The 12,004-nt window shown below is 42.6% G+C and carries 10 protein-coding genes; 5 read left to right on the forward strand and 5 right to left on the reverse strand.

Annotation, left to right across the window (positions count from 1 at the left end; all coding sequences use genetic code 11):
• Positions 1-5: 5 nt before the first annotated feature.
• Genes EHR06_RS05350 through EHR06_RS05365 form a run of 4 tightly spaced genes read right to left on the reverse strand, consistent with a single transcriptional unit; the run spans position 6 to position 4,542 of the window.
• Positions 6-1,193, reverse strand: a complete 1,188-nt coding sequence (locus tag EHR06_RS05350) for an acyltransferase family protein (RefSeq protein ID WP_135756031.1) — start codon at positions 1,191-1,193, stop codon at positions 6-8.
• A gap of 12 nt (positions 1,194-1,205) precedes the next feature.
• Positions 1,206-2,405, reverse strand: coding sequence for an acyltransferase family protein (locus tag EHR06_RS05355; protein WP_135756032.1), 1,200 nt, complete (start codon positions 2,403-2,405; stop codon positions 1,206-1,208).
• Positions 2,406-2,434: 29 nt separating this feature from the next.
• On the reverse strand, positions 2,435-3,682 hold the full coding sequence (gene glyA / locus EHR06_RS05360) for a serine hydroxymethyltransferase (protein WP_100724946.1): 1,248 nt from the start codon (positions 3,680-3,682) through the stop codon (positions 2,435-2,437).
• Between the two features lie 26 nt (positions 3,683-3,708).
• The gene (locus EHR06_RS05365) at positions 3,709-4,542 is read right to left on the reverse strand and encodes a lipoate--protein ligase family protein (protein WP_135756033.1); all 834 of its coding nucleotides are present in this window, start codon (positions 4,540-4,542) and stop codon (positions 3,709-3,711) included.
• 343 nt (positions 4,543-4,885) lie between these two features.
• Here EHR06_RS05365 and EHR06_RS05370 point away from each other — a divergent pair, with 343 nt between their 5' ends.
• Positions 4,886-5,473, forward strand: coding sequence for an SGNH/GDSL hydrolase family protein (locus tag EHR06_RS05370; protein WP_244288502.1), 588 nt, complete (start codon positions 4,886-4,888; stop codon positions 5,471-5,473).
• A complete protein-coding gene (locus EHR06_RS05375; protein WP_135756034.1) occupies positions 5,470-6,264 on the forward strand; it encodes a hypothetical protein in 795 nt (264 codons plus the stop codon). Before EHR06_RS05370 ends, EHR06_RS05375 begins: the two co-directional genes overlap by 4 nt.
• Positions 6,265-6,276: 12 nt before the next feature.
• On the opposite strand, the gene EHR06_RS05380 is transcribed toward EHR06_RS05375, so the two are convergent.
• On the reverse strand, positions 6,277-7,116 hold the full coding sequence (locus tag EHR06_RS05380; protein ID WP_135756107.1) for a rhomboid family intramembrane serine protease: 840 nt from the start codon (positions 7,114-7,116) through the stop codon (positions 6,277-6,279).
• Positions 7,117-7,213: 97 nt separating this feature from the next.
• Between EHR06_RS05380 and EHR06_RS05385 the strand changes: the two genes are divergently transcribed.
• The 3 genes from EHR06_RS05385 (at position 7,214) to odhB (ending at position 12,004) form a co-directional block, all read left to right on the forward strand.
• Complete coding sequence (locus EHR06_RS05385) at positions 7,214-8,167, forward strand: MBL fold metallo-hydrolase (protein ID WP_135756035.1); 954 nt, start codon at positions 7,214-7,216, stop codon at positions 8,165-8,167.
• On the forward strand, positions 8,164-10,620 hold the full coding sequence (locus EHR06_RS05390; protein WP_135756036.1) for a penicillin-binding protein 1A: 2,457 nt from the start codon (positions 8,164-8,166) through the stop codon (positions 10,618-10,620). Before EHR06_RS05385 ends, EHR06_RS05390 begins: the two co-directional genes overlap by 4 nt.
• A 139-nt stretch (positions 10,621-10,759) precedes the next feature.
• Complete coding sequence (gene odhB, locus EHR06_RS05395; protein ID WP_135756108.1) at positions 10,760-12,004, forward strand: 2-oxoglutarate dehydrogenase complex dihydrolipoyllysine-residue succinyltransferase; 1,245 nt, start codon at positions 10,760-10,762, stop codon at positions 12,002-12,004.

Here is a 12,004-nt window from a genome sequence, read left to right on the forward strand (position 1 = left end):
TTTACTTAGTTTGGGAGCTCTTTCTTTTTCATTCTTTTTAGTATATAATCTCGAATTGCGAGAAACGGTCTTTCCGTAATGTAAAAAATCGGAACACAAACGACAAAAACAAATAATACCGTATAAATTCCAAGAAGCAGGTAAGGTCCCGCTTCTAATCCGGATGGAAGATTATTTTTGAATATAAAACGAAGGGCAGCCAGCAAGAACATTCCATGCCAAAGATACATCGTATAGCTTGTCCGAGCTATTGGAGTGAAAAAGCGCGATCTGAATATAAAATTCCAGAAATTTCCTTCCAATAAACATGCGATGAATAAAATAGCGAAGCTGATTTGGAAATATGTATGAATGAATATCGAATGTATATTCGATCTACTCATCAGAAGCGCAATACAAAGAGATAACGCGGCTCCGATCGCAAAGCCTAAGTTTTTTGCCCGGCTTGCATTCTTTATGAACTCAGGTTTCCATCTTACAAGTTCAGTCAGTAACATCCCTACAATGATCGCGTCAAAACGGGACTCGGTATGAAAGCTGGTCCAATCCGTTGTAAAGTCGAAGTGATAATAGAAACTTCTGATAATCATTGGGATAAAATATAGTATGATCAATATGATCCTGCGTATTTCCGCTTTTTGTTTGAAAAGAAGAATGGAACATAGTGGAGGAACGATTAAATAGAATTGTTCTTCGATGGAAAGACTCCAGCCGAACGAGAATAGTCTATCGTGGAAAAAATTGGAAATGTATAAAAAATCGGTCCAAGAATTCGCTAGAGAGTTCGCTAATTTTTCTTTTACTACCAGGATTTCAGGGGACGGGGAGGTCATTTTTTCGCCGATTTTATAGACGGCTTTAGTTTGTATAAAATGAACAATTAGACAAATGTAATATGCAGGTATGATCCTAAAGGTACGTTTTAAGTAGAATTTTTTTAGATCGATCTTGGAATTTCTTCCGTATTCATCCAATAATCCGCCGTAGATCAAAAATCCACTCAACATGAAAAATAAATCTACCGAGGATTGTAAGTTTACGATAATTGTGGTCAATATCTCCCCGTCGGAGACTAAAACTTTTCCCGCTCCGGTCCCGAGGTGGAAAATAATCACCATAAATATAGAGAGAGCTCTTAGGCCATTTAATGAGGGGATCTCTGCTTCATTTTTAGCAAATAAGAATTTTAGCATGTATTTACCGTATTAATTAGGTGTAGAGGCGGATCGGGCCTTTAGCCGGGCAATCCATTTGTCTTTAAGACTTAAGAAAGGTCTCTCGATCAAATAGAATAGGATGGTACAGAATAAGAAAGTGAATAGAACCGCGACTATAAAAGTGGCGAAAGTTCTGGAGTAACTTAAGGATTGTATTACCGTTCCACAAACTACGGAGATTGCTGCGGAAGTCGGGTATAAATGCCAAAGATACATCGTGTAACTTACACGGGCGATAGGGCGAAATCCTGAAAAACTTAAAAATTTGCCTATATAAGAATTTTCGGAAAGGCTGACTAATACGATCCCTGCAAAGCCAAGATTTATACAGTTATAAGCGTAAATTTGGGTGAACGCGGTCTTTTGGGTCAAAAAGCCTATTGCCGCAAGAATAATAGAAGCAGCAAGGACAGTATAACGGATCGGTTTTTTCTGGGAAAAGTTGGAATAATGAGAAGAAAGAAAAAATTCAGAACATAACATTCCAGCAATAAGCGAGTCAAATCTAGTCTCGCTATGAGTGTATATAATATGTGTAGGTAAAATATCGAATTGGGAGTAGACTGCTCTTAATATGACCGGGATAAAATAAAGCCCGACGAGTAGGATCCTTCTTGTGGAATCTGAAATTTTAAAAAATAACAATGCACATAAAGGAGGAAGTATTAAATAGAACTGTTCCTCGATCGACAATGACCATCCGTAATCGAATAATCTTCCTTTCGTATAATTGGAAATATAGAATAGATCCGCCCATACATAGGAAATACTTTCGGTCAAACTCTGTTTTAAAAGGGTTTTGGAAGCATCTAAATTTTCCGCAGCGTTCAGGGATTTTAGCATTCCTCTCATGCTGAGATATTGTACTAAGAGAAGGAAATAGTAAGCGGGGAAGATCCTAAGAGATCTTTTGATATAGAAAAAGGATAGTTTTATGTTCCCGTATTTTACTTTTTCTTTTAGTAGATTTCCGTAAATTAGGAACCCGCTTAATATGAAGAATAAGTCGATCCCTGCGGTAAGGTTTTTTAAAGCGGTATCCAAAAAATACGGGATATTCGGGATAAAATGATTTGCCCCGATCCAGATATGGAGCCCTATGATCATCATGATGGAAATAGCTCGGACTCCGTTTAGGGCCGGATATTCCTCGTCTCTCTTCTCTGTAATATACGAAAAAAATTTCATAAGGCTCTCTTGTGTGTTAGCTTAGGGGATTAATCCAATCTGAAATTGGTCATCGGGAATTGTTGGGTGATCTCTTTCACACCGGCCTTGACTTTTTCCTTGGTCTTTTCGTCGTCCGGGTTGTCCAAGAAATCGCAGATCAGATTTCCTACTTTTTCTATATCGGCAGGCTTGAGTCCTCTAGTAGTCAACGCAGGAGTTCCTAAACGGATCCCGGAAGCAACCGCAGGAGGATTTTTATCGAATGGGATCGCGTTTTTATTCACTGTGACCCCAACTTCGTCCAATCCGTCGGCCGCTTTTGCGCCGGTTAAACCTTTTACGGAAACGTCCAGTAGAACCAGGTGGTTGTCGGTTCCGCCGCTCACTACTCTGAATCCTCTTTTTACAAAAACTTCCGCCAAAACTTTTGCGTTTGCGAGTACTGTTTCGATGTACTTTTTGTAATCAGGAGTTAAAGCTTCCCCGAATGCCACCGCTTTTGCAGCGATCACATGCATTAAAGGTCCACCTTGGATCCCAGGGAATACTCTGGAGTTTAGCACTTTCTCATTTTCTAATTTAGAAAGGATTAATCCACCTCTTGGTCCTCTTAGGGTTTTGTGAGTGGTAGTAGTAACATAATCAAAGCTATCGATTGGAGAAGGGTGATAACCGGTGGCAACTAATCCGGAGATATGTGCGATATCCGCCATCAGTTTTGCACCTACTGATTTTGCGATCTCTGCGAACTTATCAAAATCGATCGTTCTGGAATATGCAGAAGCACCCGCAACGATCAATTTAGGCTTATGTTCTTTTGCAAGAGAAGCAAGAGCATCATAATCGATCGTCTCGGTTTTAGGATCCACACCGTAAGGGATCGGTTTATAATATTTTCCGCTGATATTTACTGGAGAACCATGGGTCAAATGTCCTCCATGGGCCAGGTTCATTCCTAAGAAAGAATCTCCAGGTTCCATGGTAGCTAAGAAGACTGCCATATTCGCCTGGGCACCGGAGTGAGGCTGAACATTCGCATATTCTGCTTTGAAGATCTTTTTGGCTCTTTCGATCGCCAAGGACTCTACAGCGTCTGCGTTCACACATCCGTTATAATATCTTTTTCCAGGATATCCTTCCGCATATTTATTGGTAAGAGTGGAAGTATAAGCTTCCAGAACTGGTCTGGACACGAAGTTTTCAGAAGCGATCATTTCCAGGTTTTGTTCCTGTCTTTGGTCTTCTGCTTGTAAGGCTTTGAAAATTTCGGGGTCTTGTTGGGGAAGGTATTTCATTTTTTCCTCGGTGCTGCCTAAGAGAATCATTCTCCCAGAATATAGCCTAGATCTGAATATTTTTCCTGGAACAGCCGATCTGCCGCCTTGCGAACGTTTCGAAAGAAGGAAGGGTCAGCTTCGGTACCTATGATTTCAACCCCCAGATAATCCGCAAATAAAAGGGAAAGGTCTTGTTTGAATTTTCCGGGGGAAAATGAGGCTGGCAAGGAGGTCACAAATTCATCATGAGCTCTGCCTTTTCTATATTCAGGTTCTTCCGGAGGATGGGGTAGGAGGTCCGACACCAATGGGATCAGTCTGGAATCCAGGATCAGGGTCCCGTGCTGCACGATACAGTTCTTCTTCCTGAATTGAGCGTTACCCGAAATTTTTTTCCATACATCCGGAGATAGTTCCAAGGCAAGGTCGGACTTACCTTTACATTTTGTTTTTAGTCCTTGTCTGTTTAAAGCGGAAGATATCAGGCCTAAGAATATATTATAAGAGTTAGAGACAGGATATAGTTCCGGTTTTGTTTCTAAGGAAACAAAAAGACTGAAGTTTAGATTCCATCCCGGTTCATGAACAACTGTCCCGCCGCCGCTTGCTCTTCTGGCAATATACACAGGATCTTGGAGAGAAGGTTTTTTGGGCCTTTGTCTTTTTTGGAATTCGTTCAGGAAGTTTTCTATATTTTCTTTTCCTGCACTTAGTTCCGGTTTTTCAGAGAGACCCATTATGATGGACCTGGGTCCTTCCCAAAACCGAACCCCGCCGGAATATCCTCCGGATACTAGTTGGACTGCGAGAGCTTCTTCCAAAGCTAGATTATAATAAGGTGTCCGAATGGATTTTTGGTCTAGTATAAAAGTTCTCACTTCGAGACCAGAGTCTAACCGCCTATAGTTTTCGTCCATGGGTTTTACTACGGACTGTAGTCTTTAATCGGTTTATTTGAACATTAGTCCTAATCTTCTTTTTTAGTTTCTCACTCAGGGAATAATTCTGAACACTTTGTGCGAACAAAAATGAACCGCGTTCCATTTGTATTATGAAAATATAATATTAAAGTGCACTTTAAGTTTAGTTGAACTTCGGTCACCGTTACGCTATTTTTAGGAAAATTGGAACATTATCCTTTCTTCTCTTGTCCTAATTTATAGAGCATTATGAAAAATGAATATAGGATATTACTCTCGGTTTTCGGTTTTTATTTTGGCCATGTCCCTTTTGTTAGGGGCATGTGTGATAGACCAAGATACACATTCCAAAAAATCCAAATTATATAAACCTAGCTTTGCACTTTTCGGGGATAGCATCTCTGCCTTCTGGCCTGTAGAAGAACAGTTTCCTGAATTTGAGACTTATAAGAAGGCGTTTCCGGGCAGAAGGACTTACGAGATCCAAGAGGCAGCCAAAAACGAAACAGGGAGATATAGATCCTGTATGTTGAACGGCGGTGTAAATGATTTCCTGAATAATTTCGAACCCACTTGGGAAGAGGTCGACGCCACAGTACAACGTCAACTCAAGACCTTAGAAATACTGAACGACCACTGCGATTATATAATCGTTCTGAATGTATGGACCGTGCAGCTTCCTTGGCCTGTAAAGGCAGCGTCCATGATCAATTTAGAAATGAAGGAGAAGGTCACATTCTTACCAAGGATCGACCCTGAAGATCTGATCCATGGTGAAATGTTATTAGACGGAGGTCACTTAACCGACGAAGGTTATGGAATTCTTTCCCAAAGAGTGAGAGAATATTTAAGAGCTAGTTTGCCTGAATTCTGGCTGGAGTTCTTATGAAGTTTCGGTTCTTATTTCTTTTGGTATTCCTGAGTCCAATTGCGGAAGTTTTGGGCTCCGATAAGAATGTGATCCCTTATCCGGTATGGGGACAATCCGTCGGAGTATATAATATTTTTGTAATTAGTGCGGATGCGAAAGAATATAGGAATTCTAAGGATTATGATCGAAATCGTAATATTTCTGTGGATGGGGAATTGAAATTAGGAGATCATTTTTCCGTTTCTGCGGGGTACGGGTATGTGGACCAATACGCCACAAGAACTACTCCTTGGAGCGGTTGGGATAGATGGAAGGCAGGCCTAAAAACTTTTTTCACTTTCGGAATATTTTCGATAGGAGGAGGTGTAAACGTTTACGGACCTTCTGCATCCGAACCTTGGATCGGAGAAAGAAATCCCGATCTATATTTGGTCCGTCCTCATTTGGGTTTCGTGTTGGATTTCGGTAGAACCAAGTTCCAAGCATTCGGTTTATACGAAAGAGAAACCGATTCCAGATTCAGAGATCCTGTCCAAGAGAAATATTATCGTTACATGGAAGCGGGAGCTACTTTGTCTTACGAAACAAATTCGAATTGGATCCTTCTTTTAGAAGCTACCTATCGTATGGCTGTAGAAGATACGATCTCAACTCCTCGTTCCGATTCATTCAATCTTCATCCGGGAGTTCAATATAAGGTAGGAGATGGAGGTAGAGTTTTCCTTAGCGGTTTGTATGGAATGAGAAGGGATAATACATACGACCAAGGTTTTAAGGTCGGCTACCAGCAGATGTTTTCTTTCGAGTGAACCTGGCCGAACTCAATCTTCGACCTTATAGTATTTGCTCGAAGCTTCCTTCAGGAATTTTTTCTCTTTTTTGTTCAGGGAATTCATTCCTTCTTTGGAAATTTTTTCTAAGAGACGATCTACTTCTTCTTTTGCCTCTTCTCTGGTTTTCATCTCTTCTTGCCAGCGGACCATTTTTCTTTTTTGTCTCCATCTGGAAAAAGAGAAGCTTGGGAATTTAAACCCGAATCTATATTTTACTTTAGTATAATATAGGAAATAGAGTCCACCGGCAGCGAATCCGCCTATTCCGTTTGCGATCGGAGTTCCGGATTGTAATCCTAATAGTACGAGAACCAGTAATATTAAAACTGCCAGGTATTTTGCTTTGATCGGGAAAATTCCCCAGAACAAAAGTTCTCTATTGGGCCAGATCAATGCGTAAGCTGTGATCAGCCCGTATAGAACCGCGGAAATCCCGAGTACTGTGCCTTGCTGGAATCCAAATAGGGAGGCGAGCACTGTAGCGACCCCGCCTCCGAAGATACAGAACATAAAATAACGTAAAAAATTCCTGGTTCCCCAATGGGATTCTAACGCGGACCCGAACATCCAAAATGCGAACATCTCGAATAGGAATCCGATCAGCATATTAGGAGAATGGAAGAAGCTGTAAGTCAGTAGCTGCCAGCCAAAAAACTTTTCTAGGACTAAACCCGGAGTCAGTCCGAATAATCCCAGGATTGCCAAAAGAATAGAAGGGGCAGCCAGGCTTAGAATAAACTCTATCCCGAAAATCGCTATGTTTAAGATCAAAAGTTTACGAACGAGGGGAGAGGTTGAGACACCGAATCCGCTAGAGAAAGACGCCATTGCCTTCCTAGTTTTCATTTTTCCTTTCGAACGACAACCTAAATCCGGATTTTGTTTCCTTTGACAGTTTGGGCGAAATATAGTAAATGTTCCTAAGATGGAAATCTTCTTGTACGGAGTCCGGGGCTCTATTCCTGCCCCCTTATCGAATGAGGAATACAGGGAGAAAGTAATTTCCATATTGAGACTTGTCGCCAAGTCGGAGGGAAAAGCTTTCTCTTCTCCCGAAGAATGGTTTGATGGGTTGCCTGAACCTCTGAATTATGTGGTCGGCGGAAATACTACCTGTGTTCGGATTATCGGTTCTTCCGGGGTCGAACTGGTCGTGGATCTTGGAACTGGAGCCAGAGTTTTGGGAGAAGACTTGGTCAAAGAAAAATTCGGACAAGGAAAGGGAGAAGCTTCCGTATTTTTCACTCATACCCACTGGGATCATATTCACGGGATCCCGTTTTTCAAACCGTTATATATTCCTGGAAATAAGTTCACCTTCTATTCTCCCCTAGAAGATCTTCCGGAGAGATTAAAATACCAACAAGAACCCAGATTTTTTCCGATCCATTTCGATCATTTCGGTTCAGAAAGAAATTTCCATAGACTCCAAAAAGGAGAAGTCCTGGAAATCGGCGGCGTTAAAGTAGAATGGCTGGCTCTCAAACATCCCGGCGGCTCCATCGCTTACAAATTCACCGAAAACGGGAAAAGTTTTATTTTTGCCACCGATGCCGAGTATAATGGTGAGGATTTTCCTCTCATCCAGGAGCAAAAACCTTTCTTTAAAGGGGCGGATCTTTTGGTTTTGGACGCTCAGTACACTCTGGACGAATCCTTCCAAAAATTCGATTGGGGCCATACTTCTTATACTATGGCGGTCAATTGTGCTTCTTCCTGGGAGGTCAAAAAACTGGCCTTGACCCACCATGAACCCGCCTATTCTGACGAAATTTTAGCCATCATCTTGGATGACGCCAGAACCCATGCTGAAAATCTTGGAGCTAAGGACCTATCCATTGTACTGGCTAGAGAAGGAATGAAATTCAAACTCGTATGAATCTATTTAGCGAAGGAATTCACAGAGCTACAAAAACACTTTTGGTCTTAGCCTTATTGGGCGGTCTTTTTTTCGGATACATTATCGCAGAAGTGGACGAGGGGGGAGAGCTTGCCATCTTAGCTTCTTACCAACCTACTACTCCAACTCGTTTATATGATATCAATGGTGTTGTGTATGCGGAGTTGTATCGTCATAAGCAACAACTTCTAAAATACCAAGATATTCCTCCTCATGTAGTCCAAGCATTCCTCTCGGTCGAAGATAATAACTTTTTCAATCACTTCGGGATAGATTTTTCCGCGATCCTTCGCGCGGCAGCAGTCAATGTGATCTCAGGCAGGATCAAACAGGGTGGATCCACTCTTACCCAACAGCTTGCTAAAACCGTTTTGAATAATAGGAAAAAATCCTTTATTCGTAAATTCGTAGAGGCTCTGTTCACTCTTCAGATAGAACAGGAATATTCTAAAGAAGAAATATTAGAAATTTATTTTAACTTAATATACCTGGGTCATGGGACCACAGGGCTTGCTTCCGCGGCGGATGTGTATTTCCATAAGGATGTTTCCGACTTGGATGTGGCAGAAGCTGCACTTCTTGCAAGACTTCCTAAGGCCCCTGTGGATTATTCTCCTTATAAAAACCCTGCGGCTTCTAAAAGAGCTCATATAGAAGTCTTAAAACTGATGGCTTCTCAGGGATTTGTTCCGGCAGATAAGGTCCAAACTATTCATGACGAATTCTGGGAAAAATACTGGCCGATCGTAATCACTCAATCTCCTTCTCAATCTACTTGGGGGACCAAGTTGAATAGGGCTCCTCATTTTACCGAGTTCGTAAGACAGAGATTATTAAAAGAATTGGGAGAAGATAGGATCTACAGCGGTGGTCTCAAAATTTACACCACTTTAGATATCCGCAAGCAGGAGATCGCTCAAGACGAACTTCGCAAGGCCCTCAAAAAACACGATGACCTGGTTTCAGGTGTTACAGTGAATTATGCGGGCGGTGCGGATCGAGGTCTTGTCGGACTTTATAATTTTATAGGTTCCTTATTCCCTGTGGCTCCTACTTTTGTAAGCCGTTTGGATGATAAGGCGAACTTTAGGGTGGCTCTCGAAAAAGAACTTATCGATTCAGCAGATGTGCTCAGTTTACTTCTTCCCGCGGATAATGAATCTGCCGCATTCACCGAATTCCAAAAAAGATCCGCAGTATTCGGCAAAAACCTTCACGTAGAAGGCGCTGCTATCACTATAGATCATACCAACGGCTATATAGAAACCATGGTCGGAGGTTATGAATTCACTCCTAAAAACCAATTCAACCGTGCGGTCCAGGCGAGAAGGCAGACTGGATCTTCTTTCAAACCTTTCGTGTATGGAGCTGCGATCGCAGAACGTATCGTAGGTTCCGGAACCGGGATCATGGATGCACCTTTGACCACGCTTACGGAAGAAGGAGAAGGTTGGTCCCCTCAGGATTTTGACGGGGATTTCCAAGGAATGGTTCCTCTTTCCAGGGCGCTTTCCATGTCATTAAACATAGTTTCCGTGCAGGTGTTCCTACGCACGGGTGCGGATGCTGTCATAGATTTTGCTTCTCGTTTAACAAAAGCTGATAAGAGTAGATTTATGCCGAGCCCTGCTCTTGCATTGGGAATTGCGGAACTTTCTCCTTATGAAATGGCGGTGGGATATTCTATCATCGCAAATAAGGGAAGAAATGTGATCCCACTTTCCGTTCGGTATGTGATCGATCAGTCAGGAAATGTAATTTATAACGAAGAACTAAAAGTCAGAGAAGAATTAGATAAAGAAGCGGAAGACGGTTCTATCCAGATCATTAGCGAAGGAACAGCCTATATTCTTCGCAAAATGTTGACCATGGTTGCCATGGGTGGAACTGCAGCGAATGGACTTCATTCTCCCGACCAAGGAAATTACAAAGGGATCGCTGCCGGAAAAACAGGATCCACTTCTTCTTTTACAAATGCTTGGTACTGCGGATTTGATCCTAAATTGACCACTGTCATTTGGCTTGGATTTGATAAGAGTTCTATCTCTCTCGGAAGAGGTCAGGCTGCAGGGGTTCTTGCGGTTCCTATCTGGGGAAAAATGTACCGTCGTTTCTATAACGGTGAGAATTATCCAACTTTCGAGGATGAACACGGCCTGGATCCGCAGCCGGAAGAAGTGCAAGGTGGAGGAACCTGTGCGTATAATGGACTGTCTCCTAAACCGGGAGTATGTCCTGTTACCCAGAACCTGACCTTAAAGCCGATTACTGTAGCAGGCGTGACAAAATCCGTCCAAGCAAACCGCCAATGCGATGGAGACCGGGACCATCATAAGTCAATAGATTTCAGAGAATTCCTGCAATTGGAATACCAGATCAGCGACGAAGAGATCGGAAAAACGGAACGTAAGTTTAAACCGCAAGCGGACTAAAAATCGAGTGCGATTTCGGGAAAATTCAACCAAAACACCGATTTGACAAGAACGGCTTTACAGAATTTTTCCGCTTTCCGAAAGTGAAATGGAGGCGGTCCCGGAATGGGACGTATACACCGACCTCCGTAGGATCAAGATGTCGATAGAGATCAAGGTTCCCGAAATGGGTGAGTCCATTACGGAAGCAACAATAGCAAACTGGGTAAAAAAAGAAGGCGAGCGAGTAGAACAGGACGAGATCCTGGTGGAATTGGAAACCGACAAGGTGACCATGGAGGTGCCAGCCCCCTCGGCGGGAGTTCTCCAAAAAATTAACAAGAAACCGGGCGAGACGGTCAAGATCAAAGAAGTGATCGGAATCATTGACCCTTCTGCCTCTGCAAAAAGCACTCCTACTCCAAGCACTCCTTCCACAACAAATACAGCACCAACTAACACGACTAACGCAGCGCAGAATGATACACTTCCTCCTGCAGTTCGTAAATTGATAGATGATAACGGATTAAATCCTGCTTCTATCTCCGGCTCCGGTAAGAACGGACAGATCACCAAAGAAGACGTGTTAAACGCAATTGCAAATAAACAGTCTGCGGCCGCGGTTTCCGCGGCTCCGGCAGCGGCTAAGTCTGCTCCTTCTCCTGAAATTCCTAAAGCGGTTCCTGCCGCTTCTCGTAGTAATCTTCCGAGAGAAAACGTAGTTCCGATGACTAAACTTCGCCAGACGATCGCAAATCGTTTGGTTGCGGCTCAACATAACGCGGCTCTTCTCACTACTTTTAACGAAGTGGATATGAGTGCTGTGATGGATCTTCGCGCTAAGTATAAGGACAAGTTCAAAGACGCGCATAATATCAATTTAGGATTTATGAGTTTCTTCACTAAGGCAGTGATCGGAGCATTAAAATTTGTTCCTGCAATCAACGCGGAAATTCGAGGTACTGATCTAGTTTATAAAAACTATTTCGATATCGGTGTGGCTGTTGGAGGTCCAAAAGGTCTGGTAGTTCCGATCGTTCGTGACGCTGATCTTTTAAGTTTCGCTCAGGTAGAATCAGAGATCGCTCGCCTCGCAAATAAGGTGAAGGACGGAAAGATCGATCTATCCGATATGGAAGGTGGAACATTCACCATCTCCAACGGAGGGATCTACGGTTCCATGATGTCCACTCCTATCCTGAACCCGCCTCAAAGTGGAATTTTAGGACTTCATAATATCGTAAAACGTGCAGTGGTAGTGAACGATCAGATCGTGATCCGACCTATGATGTATGTTGCTCTTTCTTATGACCATAGGGTTGTAGATGGAAAAGAAGCGGTAACCTTCCTCGTAAAAGTAAAAGAAGCGATCGAAGATCCGACCCGCCTTCTTTTGGAAGTCTAA

The sequence above is a fragment of the Leptospira dzoumogneensis genome, assembly GCF_004770895.1.
Taxonomy (GTDB): Bacteria; Spirochaetota; Leptospiria; order Leptospirales; family Leptospiraceae; genus Leptospira_B; species Leptospira_B dzoumogneensis.